The organism is Pseudomonadota bacterium, from assembly GCA_030775045.1.
In the GTDB taxonomy this organism is placed as follows: domain Bacteria; phylum Pseudomonadota; class Alphaproteobacteria; order JALYJY01; family JALYJY01; genus JALYJY01.
The window spans coordinates 1-18018 of the sequence record JALYJY010000028.1; the positions used below are offsets into that span (position 1 = coordinate 1).

Consider the following 18018-nt stretch of genomic DNA (forward strand, 5'->3'; position numbering starts at 1 on the left):
GTCTACAGAAACATCCACAAGGGGATATGAGGCCGGGAACAGGAACATTCCCTGCAGGGCCGCGTTCTTTGCCGCGGCGATGGCGATGTCGGGATAGCCCAGTTCCTGGGCCAGTTCCGCCACCAGAACCAGCTGCGAGGCAGGATTGTCGGATGTTCCCAGATGCCTCAGGAATATGCCGGCCCACTGGCGGGTTTCCCCCTGTCCCGCAGCCTGCTCCAGACGGCCCAGCAGGCGCGTGGCCATGACCAGCTCGCGGGCCTCGAACTCCTGGCGGTGCCGGTCGTCGGGGACAGCGTCCGCAGGCAGGGACAGGTCAGTGTTCAGGGCCTGTGCCGCCAGCTGCCCATAGAAAGCCGTCCTGTGTACCGCAGCCTTGCGGTACCAGTCCCGGGCTTCCTTGCCGCGGCCAGCCTTCTCACAGGCCTGTGCAGCCCAATAGGCACCCCGGGACAGGCTGATGGGTGTGGCGGCCGCCCGGTACAACCTTTCAAAATGGCCCAGGGCTGCTGCCGGTTCACGGTTTTTGCGCAGCGCCAGCCAACCGGCCAGGAATTCGGCTTCCAGCAGCCCCAGGCCTTCTGTCTGCCCGTGCGCGCCAGCCAGGGTCCAGGCTGTGCTGTAGTCACCCTTTTCCATCAGACGGCGGATGACAGTCTGGCGCTCGGGCCACCACTTGTCGGGACGGGAGGCAGCAGACGGAAGATCCTTCAGGACCCGGGCAGCCTCCTCATCCCTGTTTTTCCGCCGCAGCCAGCGGACGCGGTCATACAGCAGCCCGGGATCCTGCCTCAAATTTTCCGGAAGCCGGGAGAGAGATTTTTCCGCATCCGACGCCAGGGTAATGAACTTCAGACGCTGGCCGGCCACAGCCGCGGTTTCAGCATCCACCAGGGGCAACATCCGCCGGGCCGGTGCGCTCTGGTCATCCCACACCAGGCGCTCCAGCCTGGCCCTGTGATCTGCGGGCGTCAGAAAGGAGCCGAATTCCTGCAGCCAGTCCTTTTCCTCCACCGATCCGAATGTGGCCCGGACCCAGAAATCCCGGACGAAGATCTGCGCCTGGGGTTCCTGGCCATTGCCCAGAAGAGCCCGGGCATGCCGGACAGCGCCGGCCGGCGTTTCCGGAGGATTACGGGAAAACCAGTCCAGAACATCCTGCACCGGCAGATCTTCCGGCATGGACTGTTCTGCCTTGCGCTTCAGCACGGCCTGACGGGGCCAGTCCGGGTTGCTGCGCATGAATTCTGTTACTGCGGAAAATTCCGGCTGCGTTTCCCCGTCCGTCAGGATGATCCAGTCCAGCACCCTGGACAAAAGCCTGTTTTCAGCCTGCTGTGTGACACGGCGGGCTTCGTCCCATTGACGTGATTCCGCAGCCCTGAAAGCCACGCGATAAACTTCCTGGTCCCTGTCACTCAGCGCCCGGGCCGGGAACGCCAGGGCCACAAGAATGCCCGTGACTGCAAGAAAGGAGATGGATCCTGTTTTCATGGCGACAGACCGTAGGGGGGACCGGCGGACAGGTCAAGAACCCTGAAGGCCAGGCGGCAGTTATCAATGGCAGGCCTGTACTTCTTCTGGTATGGTGCCGGCCCGTATTTGCTGCAGGTCCCGTCATGAGCAAGGATCCATCGCCCGAACGCATGGCGGCCCAGAACCGCCGGGCCCGCTTTGACTATTTCATCGAGGAAACGCTCGAGGCCGGCATCATCCTGACAGGGACAGAGGTCAAGTCCCTGCGCTCAGGCCGCGCCAGTATCAACGAGGCCCACGCCGGCGAAAAGGACGGGGAACTGTACCTGTTCAACGCCTATATCCCCGAATACACCCTTGCGGGAAAATTCCATCAGCACGAGACGCGCCGCCCCCGCAAGCTTCTGGTCCACCGGAAGGAAATGAACAGGCTTCTGGGCGCCGTCAAGCGCGAGGGCATCACCATCGTTCCCCTGTCCATCACTTTCAACAAAAGGGGAATGGCCAAGGTGAATATCGGTATCGCCAAAGGCAAGAAACAGGCCGACAAGCGCCAGGCTGTCAAGGACAGGGACTGGAAGCGGGACAAGGCCAGGCTGCTCGCAAGCAAGAACTGACAGCGGTACCAGGGCATGTGGACAGTCAACGCAGAATGAGCCGGATGGCGCTGTTTTCGAGAACCGGAGCGCAGCGTACGTTACAGTACGTGAGCACCGGAAGCGCAGAAAACCGATGCCAGAGGGCCATTATCCGTTTCATTGTTCGCATGCCCTATGACTGTTGTCTGATACTTTCAGACAGAAACTATGACCTTCAGAGTGATTTTCTTTTGCAAATCTGCGGGAGAGGATGCTTCCGGAATCATGCTTTCTTCCGGAAGGAATTGTCCTGATGTACGGGAAACCTGGAGATTTTGAATTTACTCCTCTTGCCTGCCCTGCTTCTGTATCATGGGGCACCCTCCTGGAACCAACACCTTCGACACTTGCAGAGGCCGATCCTACCTCCCCCCTGTCCCTTCCCCTCGACCCTGATCCCATATTACCCCCAAGGGAGATGGTCCCGGGACCGACACTGGATGAGCGCGGGATATCCCAGGCCCATGCCTATCAGCTGGCAGAGAAAATGTGGACTGCAGCTGCTACAGTATTCGCGCGCTTTTATCTTCTGTCACAGTCAATATGCCACGGCAGGGGCGCAGAAGAAATCCATGAGCGGGCCCTCAGGGAATCAGCAAAGACAATCTTTCCTTCCCTGGTTGAATACAGGGAAGCTGTTTCCGGACAATTCCCTGAATTCCTGGATCACCTGCGGAAACGTACCTTCCAGATCGCCCAGGACGGTCTGTACCGTTTCCAGTATGGTCCGTTTCTGACCTGTAACAGACTGATGTATGGCATGGACCCGATTTTTGCGGAGGTCTTCAGCATGCACATGGCCCGTTTCCTGTCCTGGGCCGGAGAGGCGCCGGCAGATAAAATCCCGCTCTTTGGATCCCGCTTTCTGGAGATGATGAAAACCTTCGGGCTACAAGGCAATCCTGATTTTATCGCGATGGTTCTGCCCTTTATCGAGCCGGCCTTTGCACTGTTTTCCAGCCATCCGGCCCCCGACCCCGCTATTGCCCGGAAAACAGGGAAGGTCAGGAACCATCTTCTGGCCATCCAGAGAGGCCGTCCTGCAGGAACCCCTCGCCACGAACAGCCGGTCTGCGGCTGATCATTGCGGATCGCCCCGCAGTGGTCTATAGAAAGCCCTGCAGGATCACTGACAGGGTATCCGTTCCATGCGGCTTTTGCGTTTTGTGCCTGAACAGACCAGTTTTGACTTTGTCAGAAGGCACCTTCCCGCTTTTGCCTTTTCCATCGTCCTGGCCCTCATTACAGTTGGATCCCTCTGGGTCCAGGGGCTGAATCTGGGCATCGATTTCCGGGGGGGCATCCTGATCGAGGCCCGCTCCGGCCAGCCCATAGACATTGCAGCCCTGCGCCAGACGCTTGAGGCCCAGAATCTGGGAGAAACAGAAATCCAGCAGTTCGGCGATGACCATGATGTGCTGATCCGCATCCAGGAGCAGGAAGGTGGCGAGGAAGCCCAGGCAGAAGCTGTCCGGAAGATCCAGGCTGCCATGGGCGATACATATGAATATCGCAGGACAGAGCTGGTAGGCCCCAAGGTGGGCCAGGAGCTGCTCCGGGACGGAATCCTGGCCACGCTGCTGGCCATCGCCATGATTACCATCTATGTGGCTGTCCGGTTCGAATGGCAGTTCGGACTCTCTGCCCTTCTGGCTACATTCCACGACGTGTTCATCACCTTCGGGCTGTTCTCCCTGTTCCGGCTGGAATTCAACCTGACCGCCGTTGCGGCCCTGCTGACCCTGGCGGGCTATTCCATCAATGACACAGTCGTGGTGTTTGACCGCCTGCGGGAAAACCTGCGCAAATACAGATCGCTGGACCTGAAGCCGTCATCAATATGTCCCTCAACCAGACCCTGTCCCGCACCATCATGACAGGCACTACCTCCATCCTGGCCATCATGCCCCTGGCCATCTGGGGCGGTGAGACCCTGCGGAATTTCACGATTGCCATCACGTTCGGTATTGTCCTTGGAACCTTCTCGTCCATCTATGTTGCCGCGTCGCTTCTGCTATACATGAAACCCGTCACGCGGGCTTCCGGCCCATTGCCTGCACAGCCCCAGACACCCTGACATCAAGGAGAAACCCATGGGTTCCGGTATTTTCGCCATTGTCCTTCTGGTTCTTGTGGTCATTCTTGTGCTCAAGGGCGTCAAAACCGTGTCCCAGGGCCAGGAATGGACAATAGAGCGTTTTGGCCGCTACACCCACACCCTGGCCCCCGGCCTGCATCTGATCGTGCCGCTGGTTGACAGGGTGGGCCGCCGGCTCAGCATGATGGAAACGGTTCTGGACGTTCCCTCGCAGGAGGTCATCACCAAGGACAATGCCATGGTCACCGTGGACGGCGTCGTGTTTTTCCAGGTGCTGGACGCTGCCAAGGCCGCATACGAGGTCAACAACCTCCAGCTGGCCATCCTGAACATGGTCATGACCAATATCCGTACCGTGATGGGCTCCATGGACCTGGACGAGCTTCTGTCCCAGCGGGACCGGATCAATACCCAGCTGATGACCGTTGTGGACGAGGCCACAGGCCCTTGGGGCGTCAAGATCACCCGCGTGGAAATCCGGGACATTCAGCCGCCGCGCGACCTGGTGGACAGCATGGCCCGCCAGATGAAAGCCGAGCGTGACCGCCGCGCCTCGATCCTGGAAGCAGAAGGCCAGCGCCAGGCCGCCATCCTGCGCGCCGAGGGTGAAAAGCAGGCCGCCATCCTTCAGGCCGAGGGCCGCCGCGAAGCCGCCTTCCGGGATGCCGAGGCGCGCGAGCGTGAGGCCCAGGCCGAGGCAAAGGCCACACAGATGGTGTCCGACGCCATTGCCAAGGGCGATGTAAAGGCCATCAACTACTTCGTGGCCCAGCAGTACGTCAAGTCTCTGGAAACCCTGGCAGCAGCCCCCAACCAGAAGGTTATGATGCTTCCGCTTGAAGCCATGGGTGTTGTGGGCGCCATCGGCGGCATTGCGGAACTGACCCGCGATGCCCTGGGCGGAAACCCGGGTGGCGGACGGCACCGGAATGCGGGCGCAGAAGACACACCCTCAAAAAGCCCCTGGACCCAGGGTTGATTTCCATCAGACCTCTTGCAGAACCCGCTGCGGCGAGATGAATGCCAGGAACGAGGAACGCAGAACCGGAGTGTACACGCCAGTACATGAGGATTTGAGTACCGCAGTGACGCAGCAGGCGTCCGCCGCAGTCAGGGTTATGCAGGAGGTCTATTATCAGGGAGAACTGACATGGAATGGCTTTCCTCATGGTGGACATGGTCTTCCTGGAACTGGTGGGTTCTGGGCCTTCTGATGGGTGTGGTCGAGATTCTGGCGCCGGGAATCTTTTTCCTGTGGTTTGCCCTGTCCGCCCTTGTGGTGGGCTTTATGGCTATGCTGTGGCCCGAAGCCCCGTGGCAGCTGCAGGTCGTTGTCTTCGCATTGCTGGGCGGAATTTCCGCCATCCTTGCCAGACTGCTGCTAAAACGCCGCCCCTCAAAATCAGATGAACCCGGCCTGAACCGCCGGCTTGAACATTATTTCGGACGCACGGCTGTTCTGGAGGAAGCCATCAGCAACGGACGCGGACGCATCCGCCTGGACGACACGTCCTGGAGCGTGGAAGGCCCCGACCTTCCCGCCGGAACCCGGATCAGGATTACAGGTTCGGTCCGTGGCCTGCTGCAGGTTCAGGCGGACAGCCCGCCCACCCCCTGAACAGAAGGGGCATGAGGCGTCATTGCCGGCTCAGCCAGCCTGACATCCGAAGGCGGATTCAGCTTCACAACAGGGCACGAAATAGCTTTTTCCAGGGCTTCAGGAGTTGCATATACCCCCTTGTCCACAACAACCTTGCAGCCTCCCGGTGGCTTATGACGGCTGATCAGGTTGAGATATTGCTCCGGGCCTGTCGGCTCTGTAATCATGACGATCGCCCCATGATCCAGATTTTTGCCCCGGGCCTCAACTGCTGTAAAAACAGGCCATGAAGGGGCAACGGCAAGAACCGCCGCACGCGCCTCCGCACTCTGGACCAGGACAGGAACAACGATATCCCCGATAACAGTCCGGATTTCCTCAGCCGAAAATTCCCTTCCCGCCAGACGGGCATCCTCGCGCGCAGCCTCAATAGCTGCCTTGCGGACCTTTTCTGTCATTTTCCTGGCTTCAGCAACAACATTGTCTGCCATTGCTCCGGTATCCCTGAAATGCAGGTTGTCCTGGTCCTGGTAAAACCTGACAGCAAGGTGACCTTTTGGCTTTTCACCCCAGAGCGCCTCACAGGCAGCCTTGTCCAGGGCGCCCTGCTGGCGGAAAAATCCCTGCAGGGGGGGCCCCGGAAAAAGCCTTGCCATTGCCATGAAAGACATCCCCGGTCCCTGGGGTTTTTCCTGATGCCGGTCCCCGAAAACCCGCAAGGAGACCCCCTGCATACGACACAAGGCCAGAAAGGCATGATACTGGCAAAGGTCAGGGATCTGGGCCTCATCCAGCATAACCAGACATTGCGGCCCCAGTTTTCCAGGAGATTCAAGCAGCTCGTCCAGTGACAGGGGCACCAAACGGGCTTCCGTATTGTGTATTCCGGCACCCGCCGCGGCTTTTACAATCCGCCCGGCCAGCTGTTCCGCAATTTCCCTGCCCGGACCTGCGGCAATCACCTGCCGCCTGTCATCTCCATATAACCATCCCGCGGCGGTCCAGGCTGCGACTGTCAGCTTGCCGGAGCCCGGGGGAGCTGAAAGAAGGGCAAATTTTTCGTCTCCCAGAAAACAGCGAATAGCTTTCAGCTTGTCAGCTTCCCGCTTTTTGGCCCCTAGGCCTGCCCTGACAATTTGCATGAAGGCTTCTTTCCGGTCCCCGCCCATAAAATTACAGGATCCTGCGCGCAGCTCCCGGACCATGGACAGCATTTCTGTGTGAAGCCTGACCATCTCCATGGTGGAATAGACGATTTCTCCGTCATTGAGGCGGGTACCGTCAGTTACAAGAAGTCCAGCAGCGACAAGATTATTGAATTCAGTCTTCGCCCGAGACTGTTCCATACGAAATTCTTCTGATATCAGGCCCACAGCCTGAGTATATGTAAAGGCTGCATGGCGCCGGGTTACAGCCCGCATAGCAGCAGCCAGCCCGTCTTTCGGGGGGATATCTCCGATATGCTGTTGTGCTGCAGAACCCATTGAATATCCCGGACAGATTATCCTGATGAATTTTAGCGTATTTACCAGAAAGTAATACTCCAAAAAGCATCTCCGGCCAGAAGGCAGGCATACAGGGCCAGCACCACAGGCAGGGAAAACAGCATCCGCAGCGAAAAATGCCGCAGGCAGAAAAGTATTGCTGTCAGACCCAGGGACAGCACCACCCACACCGTCACCCCGGCCAGAAGCGCCTGCAGGGACAGTCCCGCCAGGAAAACCTGCAACACAGCCAAGCCGGTACTCACCCCAACCAGGGACAGCGGAAGGGTCCGGGTTTCTGCCTCCACTGTCACCAGAATGGTCAGTACGGTCGCCAGGACACACAGCAGCAGGGTCTGCAGGGATATCCCGTAGCGCCACGCCGCCAGGGCGCAGGCTGTTCCCATGGCCAGCTCGATCAGCGGATAGCGCACGCTGACCTTCTGCAGTCCGCAAGCGCATTTTCCACGGCGGACCAGCCATGTCAGCACAGGCACCAGATCCCGTACACCGAGAATCCGGCCACAGCTGTCGCAGAACGAGCGCCCTCCCCACCCTATGCGCCGTGGCAGGCGCCAGCTGGCCATGCTGGCAAAGCTGCCCAGCGCCAGGCCCAGCAGAAAAGCCGCGAAGACAACCAGAAATGCGGGCACGGGGTACATCCTGCACATCCTTGTGGGTGTGGACAGCACAGTGTATATAACCTGACACAGCCTTTACAACAATCCGGCAGGACAGACCATGACAGCCCTCGATACAGTCATCGTGCCCATCCACCGGGCCGGATGGCCTTTTATGCTGGCTTTTCTTCTGGCCAGCCTTCTGCTGTGGATCCTGTGGGTGCCGCTGGGTGCCATCGGCCTGATCCTGACTGCCTGGTGCGTGTATTTCTTCCGGGATCCGGACAGGGTAACACCCGCACAACCCGGCCTTGTGGTCAGTCCCGCTGACGGCCGGGTCATGGCCATTGTCCAGGCTGTTCCGCCTGCGGACCTGGAGATGGGGGACAAACCCCTGACCCGCATCAGCATTTTCCTGAACGTGTTCAACGTGCACGTCAACCGCATCCCGGTGGACGGAACCATTGACCACATCCGCTATCATGAAGGGAAATTTCTCAACGCTTCCCTGGACAAGGCCAGCGATGACAACGAGCGCAACAGCATCCGCATCCGCACACCGGACGGGCGTCACGTGGGCGTCGTCCAGATCGCCGGCTTGGTCGCCCGCCGTATTCTTTGCGACGCGCAGAACGGACAGGCCGTTCAGGCGGGTCAGCGCTATGGCATCATCCGCTTTGGCAGCCGGGCCGATATCTGGCTGCCTGAGGGTGTAGCTCCCCTGGTCATTGCCGGCCAGACTGCTTTAGGGGGCGAGACTGTCCTGGCGGACCTGGCCCATATCCACGAGCCCAGAACAGGGACGACACACTGAGTACCGCCTTGTCCGCCATAGCCCGAAGGGCGGCAGCGGAAACGACGCAGTAATTACCCGTCCCGGTCGGAGTTATGGAGGAGGTCTACTGATGCGCACGCCTCGTTTGCTGGAAGAAGCCAGCCTTCATCGTTTTCTGCCCAATATCCTGACCATCCTGGGCCTGTGCGCCGGCATGACCGCTATCCGCTTTGCCACCCTGGGCCGGTGGGAAGCCGCCGTGGTGGCCATTGCCATCGCCGCCGTCATTGACGCCCTGGACGGCGGCCTGGCCCGGTTACTGAACGCCCAGAGCAAATTCGGCGCACAGCTGGACAGCCTGTCCGATGTCATCAGCTTCGGCGTGGCCCCGGCCCTGATCAATTATCTGTGGACCCTGCAGGACATCCGGGGCCTCGGCTGGGTCTCTGCCCTGGTTCTGACTGTCTGCGCGGCCCTGCGGCTGGCCCGGTTCAACACCCGGTCCGTCGAGGCGGACCTGCCACCCTGGGCAAAGCGGTTTTTCACAGGCGTCCCGGTCCCGGCCGGCGCAGGCCTGGCCCTGATGCCCATTCTCATTTCCCTTCTGATCGGGGAAGAACTTGCAGGAACAGACCACATGGTCGTCCGGGCGTGGCTGGGTGTTTACCCCTATATCACCACGGTCTGGCTGATCATTATAGGCGGGTTGATGATCAGCCGTCTGCCTACCTTTTCCATCAAGGACATCAGGATCTCCCATCGCATGGTCCTTCCCGTCCTCGTGGGCGCAGGGCTTCTGGCGGCCGCCATGGCCACGGCCCCGTGGCTGACCCTGATCCTGTGCGGCCTGGCCTATACGGCCAGCCTGCCGTTCAGCTATCACCACTTCAGAAAGCTGCAGGCCCGGGAAGCCGGAAACGGGGCAGATATTGCACCCCTGCACCTGGCGCCCGTCCAGACACTGGCCGAAGAGGATGGGGAACACCCGGGTCACTGAGGCCATTTCTGCCTCCCATGCTGATTTTTCTTAAAATCCGGCTTTTCCTGTCCTATGACAGTGGACCTGCAATTGCCGGAAAACCAGGATGAGTGAACACATCTCCATCCCCACACGCACCATTGGTCCCGTCAGGATCGTTTTCGCAGACGACCGGACAGAGGACATCATGGTCCCCCTGTCCACATACGAAAGTCCCCTGTGGCCCTCGGTTGCCCGCGGCGCGCGGGTCAGCCGGCTTGTGGACGGAATCCGCGTCACAGTCCTGGATGACCGCATGACCCGTTCGGTCATTCTCCAGGCCACCGATGCGGCCACGGCCCTGCGCGTCCGGGACAGCCTGGACAGCCGCCTTGCAGATATGGCAGGCCAGGTCAGAACCACCAGCCGCTTTGCCACCCTTGTGGACCAGCACATCCAGATTGTGGGAAATCTGCTGTACATCCGCTTTGCCATGACTACCGGCGATGCGGCGGGCCACAACATGGTGACCCGGGCAGCCGATGCCCTGATCCGGTGGGTCATGGACCAGTATCCGTCCCTGGAATACGTCTCGATCTCGGGCAATATCTGTACCGACAAGAAGGTCAGCGCCATCAACGGCATTCTGGGCCGGGGAAAGAATGTGGTGGCGGAAATCACTATCCCCGGCGACGTGTGCCGGAAGTGGCTGAAGACTGACCCCCGGAAAATCGTGGACCTGAACATCCGGAAAAACCTGGTGGGCTCGATCCTGTCCGGCGGAGTGCGCAGCGCCAACGCCCACTATGCCAATATCCTGCTGGCCTTTTACCTGGCCACGGGACAGGATGCCGCCAATATTGTCGAGGGATCCCAGGGCATCACCCTGGCGGAGATGCGGGGGGAAGACCTGTATTTTTCGGTCACCTGCCCTAACATCATTGTGGGAACTGTGGGGAATGGAAAAAATCTGGATTTCGCGCGCCGGCATCTGGAAGCCATGGGCTGCATGGAAGAGCGCCTGCCCGGGGAGAACAGCCGCCGGCTGGCCTCCATTGCCGTTGCAGCCACGCTGTGCTCGGAACTGTCACTGATGGCATCCCAGACCATTCCGGGCGATCTGATGCAGGCCCACGAGCGTCTGGAACGCCAGGGCGTGAAGAACTGAGATGGCCCCCATGAATGCAGGTATAGACCAGCTGCGCTTCTACGTCCCGTCCCTGTATCTGGAGATGCGGAATCTGGCCGCCGCCCGGGGGGTATCGCCCGACAAATACCTTGCAGGCCTGGGGCAGGAACGCATGGCGGTCCTTCCCCCCAACGAGGATGTGGTGACCATGGGAGCCTGCGCCGCAGCAGATATTGTGGACAGCAACGGCCCGGACGATATCGACTGGCTGTTCTTTGCCACGGAATCCGGCGTGGACCAGTCCAGGGCGGCGGGCCTGTATGTCCACAGCCTTCTGGGGCTTTCCCCGCACTGCCGCGTGATCGAGGTCAAACAGGCCTGTTACAGCGGCACCGCGGCGCTCCAGCTGGCCCTGTCCCATGTGCGTCTCAATCCCGGCCGCAAGGCCCTGGTCATCGCCTCGGACGTGGCCCGCTATGGTCTTGGCACACCGGGCGAAGCCACGCAGGGTTGTGGCGCCGTGGCCATGCTGGTGACTTCTGCGCCCCGTCTCCTCTCCCTGGATGGAAAGGCAGGATATGTGGCCCGGGATGCCATGGACTTCTGGCGGCCCAACTACAGGTCCGAAGCCCTGGTGGACGGGCATTATTCAGCCCGTCTCTACCTGACAACGCTGCTGGAATCCTGGGATCACTACAGGGCGCAGACAGGCCGCAGTCTGGAAGACCACGCCCTGTTCTGCTATCATATGCCCTTCACTGCCATGGCCCGAAAGGGACAGGAAAAACTGCTGCAGGGCCGCGGTGGAACGTCCAGACCCACAGAAGAAGAGACTCTCAGGCTTTGTGGCCCGGGCCTGCGCTATAACCCCCTCATCGGGAATTCCTATACTGCATCCCTGTACATCGCCCTGGCGTCCGTTCTGGACCATGCCGGTCCATCCCTGGCCGGCCAGCGCATCGGGTTGTTCAGTTATGGATCCGGGTGTGTAGCGGAATTCTTCAGCGGCGTTGTCATGCCCGGATCTGAAAACGCTGTTTTTGCAGAACAGCATCGCCAGATGCTGGAGCACAGGGCAGCCGTAACCGCTGATGTCTATGAGGAATATTACAGCCATTCCCTTCCCGCCGACGGGTCGGAACACCGGGTGCCGCAGATCACCCGTCCCCGCTTTGCCTTCCTGGGCGTGGAAAACCACAGGCGCCTGTATGGCCAGAATGAAAAGAAAATTGACCGGGGGCAGGCATTATGTCACTCTCGGGAGAGGGTTCCGGTAGCGGGGGAGCATCAATGACACGCGACGTCAATGCACAGCGCGGCTTCAGCCTTGTGGAACTGGCCGTGGTAATCGGCATCATCGCCATAATCATCGGCGGGATCTGGCTTGGGTATTCCCGCCTGAACGAGGCTCGCAAGGACAACCAGATGGTGGAAGAACTGACCCAGCTGGTCGAGAAGATCCGCTCCCTCTATTCCGCACGGGCGACAACTGCCGGCATGACCAACACCTATCTTGTCACGGCCGGTGCAGTGCCCACCAGTATGAGAACCAACAACAACGCCAATCTGCAGGATCCGTGGGGCAATGCCGTCGACGTTACGCCCAGCGCTGCTGACACCTTCCAGATCCAGTACCGGTTCCTGCAGCGGGATAGCTGCATCAAATTCATCACTGCCATGCTGGGCGGGCGCGATGACATGAGACTGCGGCGGATTACCGTCAATGGTAACAACGCCTTTCCGGATGCTGCCTTCCCCACAGGCGCACTTCCGACAACCCGTCTGGTCACCGTATGCAACGGAACCCAGAACAACAACGGAATCGTTTTCTTCTACTGGCTCCGCCGCTAGACAGGCCCTATGCCTCCTGCAGTACGCACATCTTCCCGCCTGTCTTTCCTGCCTGCTCCGGTCCAGGACCTGCTTTTCCGGACATCCTTCCGCCTTCTGGGGCTGATCCTGCTGGCAGCCGGAGCAGCCCTGCTCCTGGCCCTGGCCAGTCATGATCCCCGCGACCCCTCATGGAACACGTCTGCACCTGCCGGCGCAGGCACCGGCAATCTTCTGGGCATGGCCGGATCATGGAGCGCGGACTTCCTGCTCCAGACCCTGGGACTGCCAGCCCTTGTCCCTGCTCTGGTTCTTATAGGCTGGGGCTGGCGGATCCTGACCGGCCGGCCCCTCACAGCCATGCCCTGGCGGATCTGCGCCATGCTGGTCTCCCTCGTCCTGCTGTCAGCGGCCCTGTCTCCCCTGCCCGCCCTGCCGGACTGGATCCCCGGGCATAGCCTGCCAGGCGGACTTCTGGGACACCTGATCGCTGATGTGTCAGGTTTTCCGGGCAGCCCCCGGCTGGCTGTATCGGCTTTGCTGCTGGTCGCAGTCAGCCTGCTGGCCTTTGCTGCGGGATATTCGCGGCAGGAATGGATGACCGGGCTGCGGGCGCTGGGGCGGCTCGTCCAGTCCCTGGCCGTGTGGCTGGCATGGGCTGTCCTGCTGCTGCGCTGTCCTGCAGGGCGCATGGTCCAGTGGGTTCTGTCAACTGTCCGCAGCCTGCGGCGGGGGGAAGATGCCCATGATACCTATGGATCCGACCCGGGCCTGATGACGGGCAGCAACATTCCGGTTTTCCTGAAGACTCCCTTTCCCGATGAAGAAGAGGATGGGGATGATCTGCCTGAAGAGCCGGCCCCCCGCGCCAGCCGCAAGGGGAAATCCACCAGAAAACAATCGGCTATGGCCCTGCTCGCGCCCGGGGAGGATGATCCGTTCCAGCTTCCCCCGCCTGAGCTGCTTCAGACCCCCGTGGCCATACGCAACGAGGTCAGCCAGGAAACCCTTCGCCAGAATGCAAAGCTTCTGGAAAGCGTTCTGGGCGATTTCGGCGTCAAAGGCCAGATCGTCAAGGTCCATCCCGGCCCTGTGGTCACGCTGTATGAGCTGGAACCGGCGCCGGGTGTCAAATCGTCCCGCGTCATCGGCCTTGCGGATGACATCGCCCGGTCCATGAGCGCTGTCTCGGTGCGCGTTGCCGTTGTTCCCGGCCGCAACGTCATCGGGATCGAGCTTCCCAATGTGAAGCGCGAAACCGTTTACCTGCGCGAGCTTCTGGCCTCGGAGGCCTATGAGAACGCTTCCTCCCGCCTGCCCCTGGTTCTGGGCAAGGACATCGGCGGTGGCCCGGTTGTGGCTGACCTGGCCCGCATGCCCCACCTGCTGGTGGCCGGTACCACCGGCTCGGGAAAATCCGTGGCCATCAACACCATGATCCTGTCCCTGCTGTACCGGCTGCCACCTGAAAAATGCCGGTTCATCATGGTGGACCCCAAGATGCTGGAACTGTCGGTGTATGAGGGCATCCCGCACCTTCTGGCCCCCGTGGTGACCGAGCCGAAAAAGGCTGTCGTGGCGCTGAAGTGGGCGGTGCGGGAGATGGAAGACCGCTACCGCGCCATGTCGCGCCTGGGCGTACGCAATATCGAGGGCTACAACGCCCGCCTGAAAGAGGCCCGCCAGAACGGCGAAACCCTGACCCGCCGCGTCCAGACCGGATTTGATCCCGACACAGGCAAGCCGATCATGGAGGAGCAGCCCCTGGACCTGACCGAGCTGCCCTACATCGTCGTGATCGTGGACGAGATGGCTGACCTGATGCTGGTGGCCGGCAAGGATATTGAATCCGCCATCCAGCGCCTGGCCCAGATGGCCCGCGCAGCCGGTATCCACATCATCATGGCCACACAACGGCCCTCGGTCGACGTGATCACCGGTACCATCAAGGCCAACTTCCCCACCCGCATCAGCTTCCAGGTCACCAGCAAGATCGACAGCCGCACCATCCTGGGCGAACAGGGGGCCGAACAGCTGCTCGGCCAGGGCGACATGCTGCACATGGCCGGCGGCGGCCGCATCACCCGCGTCCATGGCCCATTCGTCAGCGACGGCGAAGTCGAGGCCGTGGTGAAATTCCTGCGCGCGCAGGGTGAGCCGTCCTATGTGGATGCGGTCACCGAGGATGATGAAACAGAAGGCGGCGAAGGCGGGGATATGCCCGACGGCGCGGCGGGCGGCGGTTCAGGTGATGAGCTTTACGACCAGGCCGTGGCGCTGGTGTGCCGGGAGGGCAAGGCCTCCACCAGCTTTATCCAGCGGCACCTGCGCATCGGCTACAACAGCGCGGCGCGCCTGATCGAGCAGATGGAAAAGGAAGGCGTGGTCAGCGCCGCCAACCATGCCGGCAAGCGCGAGGTCCTCGCCCGCCGCGAAGAGGATGTGATGTAATCCCCCTCTCCCCCCGGGGGAGGGATATTCGGGAGAAGTACATGATGTCCAGAAATTTTTTTCTCTCCCTCCTTCTGGCCCTCACCTTCGCCCTGCCCGCTGCGGCACAGACGGGGGAGCCCACCTATGACCGCGTGATAAAAACGGGCATTCTGCGCTGTGGCTATTACATGGCCCCGCCGCTGATGGCCGTGGATGCCGGAACCGGGAAAAAATCCGGCTTTCTGTACAACCTGACCGAAGAGGCTGCAAAAGGCCTGGGCCTGAAGGTGGAGTGGGTCGAGGAAATCAGCACGGGCACCATGTTCGAGGGGCTGGGCCTGCGCTATGACGCCATCTGTACAGGCATCATGTTCCATCCCGCCCGGGCGCGGTTGGCCCTGTTCAGCCAGCCCCAGTTCACCCAGCCCGTGAATATCTATGTGCGCGCTGACGACCACCGTTTCGACGATAATCTGGAAGCGTTCAACGACCCGAAAATGACCTTCGCCGGGTGGGAGGGGGACTCATCCTCCCTTCTGGTCAAGCAGGAATTCCCCAGGGCAAAGCTGGTCGAACTGCCCCAGACTGCCACACCGGCCGAGCGTATCCTGATGGTCACCACGGGCAAGGCCGACGCCGCGATCCTGGAAGACAGCGTCATCAGCCAGTATATGCTGGAAAATCCCGGGAAGATCCGCCGCGCCATGAGCAAACCCTACAAGGCCATGACGGCCGCGTACGCTTTCCCCCTGGGGGAAAACCGGCTGAAGGCCATGTTTGATGCCACGCTGACCTACATGAACAGCAACGGCATCATCAACCGCCTGATCGCAAAGCACCAGAAGGCGCCGGGAGACATGCTGCCCCCGCCGCTGACGTATGGCGAACCGGTTTCAGGGAAACAAGGATAACATGCTCTACCATCTTCTCTTTCCCCTCGCTGACCAGTTCTTTCTGTTCAATGTACTCCGGTACATCAGCTTCCGGGCTGGCGCGGCCACACTGACGGCCCTGTTCCTCTGCCTTGTCATCGGCCCCCCGCTGATCCGCTGGCTGAAGCGCAAGCAGGAAGAGGGCCAGCCCATCCGCACCATCGGCCCCGACCACGCCCACAAGAAAGGCACGCCTACCATGGGCGGCCTGATGATCCTGATCTCGGTCATCATCAGCACCCTGCTGTGGATGGATATGACCGCCACCTACACCTGGGTTGTCCTGATGGTCACCGCAGGCTATGGCCTGATCGGGTTCGGGGACGACTGGCTGAAGCTGACAAAGCGCAACCACAAGGGCCTGTCCGGCAAGGGCAAGCTGGCCGTGCAGATCGGCATCGGCGCCGCGGCCGCCCTGTGGATCGCCTGGCTGGCCGGACCCATCGGGTACAAGCTGGCCCTGCCCTTTTTCAAGCAGTTCATCCTGGACCTGGGCTGGTTCTATATCCCCTTTGCCGTGTTCGTCATGGTGGGATCCAGCAACGCCGTCAACATCACCGATGGCCTGGACGGGCTGGCCACAGTGCCCGTCATGATCGCCACAGGCTGCCTGGGCCTGATCGCATATCTGGCCGGCAACGTCATTTTCTCGGGCTATCTGGGTATTCCCCACATTCCGGAAGCCGGAGACCTGGCTGTTTTCTGCGGCGCGCTGGTCGGCGCCTGCCTGGGCTTCCTGTGGTTCAACGCCCCGCCCGCCCAGGTGTTCATGGGCGATACGGGATCGCTGGCCATGGGCGGCGCACTGGGAACCATCAGTGTGATCACAAAGCACGAGTTTGTGCTGGCCATCATCGGCGGCCTGTTCGTACTGGAGGCCGTGTCGGTCATGATCCAGGTGGCGTCGTTCAGGCTGACGGGCAAGCGCGTGTTCCGCATGGCCCCCCTGCACCACCATTTCGAGAAAAAGGGCTGGTCCGAGCCCACGGTGGTCATCCGCTTCTGGATCATCGCCATCATCCTGGCGCTGGTGGGTCTGTCGACCCTGAAACTGCGGTAAACATGATTACCTGCCGTCCCGCGACAGAGGCTGACTTTCCAGCCATCCACCGCATCAACCGCCTGTGCGCCACCACCAGCTGCGCCGGTGTCTATCCCGCAGATGTCATCCAGTCCTGGGCCGGACCTTTTCTGGACTGGTATTACCGGGAACAGAACGCTGCGCACCAGCAGGAGGGCGTCACCTTGTGTGCTGAAAACCAGGGGGAAGTCGTTGGTGTCATCCGCAGCCTGGGAACAGAAATCTACATGTTGTTCATTGACCCGGCCTGGCAGAACCGCGGCATTGGCAAAATCCTGCTGCAGGCACTCGACAGGGCTGTGGCAGACAAAGGCCTGCCCCCTGTGAGCGAGGTGTCCTCAACACCCAATGCCATAGCCTTTTACGAACAGTCCGGCTTCCGGAAGACTGGCGAAAAATCCAGGGTCGCCCTGCCCGGGGGCCTGACGCTTGAGCTGGAGAAAATGCAGCGGGGAAGTTTCAGGAGTAAATGATTCTTCCCTGCCCGGCTACCGGTTTTTTGATCCTTCACTGTATTATTGTTCTGGACTCACACGGCCGAATCCCTGCCCACTGATCCCCACAGCAACATTGCTTCCGGAGGGACAGGGATGGAGCATCAGGCAGCAGCCGGACAGATCACTCACACATCCCCTTCTCCGCTTCTCCTGCCCCGCCTCCTGTTCCTGGACAACAATGTCTGCCCCGCTGTCTTTGCAGAACATGGCTGCGACGTCAGCGAGACCGCCGATCCGTTTTCTCCCTGCATGGTTGTTTCTGCGCGCGCCTGGCTGCACCAGAACGCCCATGGCCAGTGTACCGGTGATGTCGGCGATCCAGAACTCATGAATCTGGCGCGGAAAAGCAGGCGGATTATGGTAACCCGCGACAGCGATTACAAGATCCTGGCGGAAAGACAGGGTATGTCCCATGCAGGGATCATTCTCCTGAAGGGCAACCTCAGCGCAGAGGAGCAGTTCAGGGC

17 protein-coding genes and 1 pseudogene are annotated in these 18018 nt (G+C 60.7%); 15 read left to right on the forward strand and 3 right to left on the reverse strand.

Annotation, left to right across the window (positions count from 1 at the left end):
- The coding region (locus tag M3O22_03800) for a lytic transglycosylase domain-containing protein (GenBank protein MDP9195882.1) at positions 1-1494 on the reverse strand (1494 nt) is incomplete at its 3' end.
- A gap of 125 nt (positions 1495-1619) precedes the next feature.
- On the opposite strand from M3O22_03800, the gene smpB reads away from it, so the two are divergent.
- The 5 genes and pseudogenes from smpB (at position 1620) to M3O22_03825 (ending at position 5830) form a co-directional block, all read left to right on the forward strand.
- The gene (smpB, locus tag M3O22_03805) at positions 1620-2093 is read left to right on the forward strand and encodes an SsrA-binding protein SmpB (protein ID MDP9195883.1); all 474 of its coding nucleotides are present in this window, start codon (positions 1620-1622) and stop codon (positions 2091-2093) included.
- A gap of 811 nt (positions 2094-2904) precedes the next feature.
- A complete protein-coding gene (locus M3O22_03810) occupies positions 2905-3195 on the forward strand; it encodes a hypothetical protein (GenBank protein MDP9195884.1) in 291 nt (96 codons plus the stop codon).
- 67 nt (positions 3196-3262) lie between these two features.
- Positions 3263-4191: pseudogene (gene secF / locus M3O22_03815) on the forward strand (protein translocase subunit SecF).
- Positions 4192-4207: 16 nt separating this feature from the next.
- Positions 4208-5191, forward strand: coding sequence for an SPFH/Band 7/PHB domain protein (locus tag M3O22_03820; protein ID MDP9195885.1), 984 nt, complete (start codon positions 4208-4210; stop codon positions 5189-5191).
- 171 nt (positions 5192-5362) lie between these two features.
- Entirely contained in the window at positions 5363-5830 is a 468-nt protein-coding gene (locus M3O22_03825) for an NfeD family protein (GenBank protein ID MDP9195886.1), read from the forward strand.
- Here M3O22_03825 and M3O22_03830 read toward each other — a convergent pair.
- Positions 5803-7296, reverse strand: a complete 1494-nt coding sequence (locus M3O22_03830; protein ID MDP9195887.1) for an AAA family ATPase — start codon at positions 7294-7296, stop codon at positions 5803-5805. The genes M3O22_03825 and M3O22_03830 overlap by 28 nt on opposite strands.
- A gap of 41 nt (positions 7297-7337) precedes the next feature.
- Positions 7338-7949, reverse strand: coding sequence for a prepilin peptidase (locus M3O22_03835; GenBank protein MDP9195888.1), 612 nt, complete (start codon positions 7947-7949; stop codon positions 7338-7340).
- Positions 7950-8037: 88 nt separating this feature from the next.
- On the opposite strand from M3O22_03835, the gene M3O22_03840 reads away from it, so the two are divergent.
- From M3O22_03840 to M3O22_03885, 10 genes are all read left to right on the forward strand, one after another.
- On the forward strand, positions 8038-8730 hold the full coding sequence (locus tag M3O22_03840) for a phosphatidylserine decarboxylase (GenBank protein MDP9195889.1): 693 nt from the start codon (positions 8038-8040) through the stop codon (positions 8728-8730).
- A gap of 91 nt (positions 8731-8821) precedes the next feature.
- Positions 8822-9688 carry a phosphatidylcholine/phosphatidylserine synthase gene (locus M3O22_03845; protein MDP9195890.1) on the forward strand — a complete coding sequence of 289 codons (867 nt, stop codon included), beginning with the start codon at positions 8822-8824 and terminating at the stop codon, positions 9686-9688.
- An 88-nt stretch (positions 9689-9776) separates the two neighbouring features.
- The gene (locus M3O22_03850; GenBank protein ID MDP9195891.1) at positions 9777-10817 is read left to right on the forward strand and encodes a hydroxymethylglutaryl-CoA reductase; all 1041 of its coding nucleotides are present in this window, start codon (positions 9777-9779) and stop codon (positions 10815-10817) included.
- Between the two features lie 10 nt (positions 10818-10827).
- Positions 10828-12072, forward strand: coding sequence for a hydroxymethylglutaryl-CoA synthase (locus tag M3O22_03855; GenBank protein MDP9195892.1), 1245 nt, complete (start codon positions 10828-10830; stop codon positions 12070-12072).
- A complete protein-coding gene (locus tag M3O22_03860) occupies positions 12069-12629 on the forward strand; it encodes a prepilin-type N-terminal cleavage/methylation domain-containing protein (GenBank protein MDP9195893.1) in 561 nt (186 codons plus the stop codon). The genes M3O22_03855 and M3O22_03860 overlap by 4 nt, the downstream gene beginning before the upstream one ends.
- Positions 12630-12638: 9 nt before the next feature.
- Positions 12639-15059, forward strand: a complete 2421-nt coding sequence (locus M3O22_03865) for a DNA translocase FtsK 4TM domain-containing protein (protein MDP9195894.1) — start codon at positions 12639-12641, stop codon at positions 15057-15059.
- A gap of 41 nt (positions 15060-15100) precedes the next feature.
- A complete protein-coding gene (locus M3O22_03870) occupies positions 15101-15952 on the forward strand; it encodes a transporter substrate-binding domain-containing protein (protein MDP9195895.1) in 852 nt (283 codons plus the stop codon).
- A 1-nt stretch (position 15953) separates the two neighbouring features.
- Positions 15954-17033 (forward strand): phospho-N-acetylmuramoyl-pentapeptide-transferase, encoded by a 1080-nt coding sequence (mraY, locus tag M3O22_03875; protein MDP9195896.1) that lies wholly within the window; start codon positions 15954-15956, stop codon positions 17031-17033.
- A gap of 2 nt (positions 17034-17035) precedes the next feature.
- Positions 17036-17527, forward strand: a complete 492-nt coding sequence (locus M3O22_03880; GenBank protein ID MDP9195897.1) for a GNAT family N-acetyltransferase — start codon at positions 17036-17038, stop codon at positions 17525-17527.
- 117 nt (positions 17528-17644) lie between these two features.
- A partial coding sequence (locus M3O22_03885) for a DUF5615 family PIN-like protein (protein MDP9195898.1) occupies positions 17645-18018 on the forward strand: 374 nt, incomplete at its 3' end.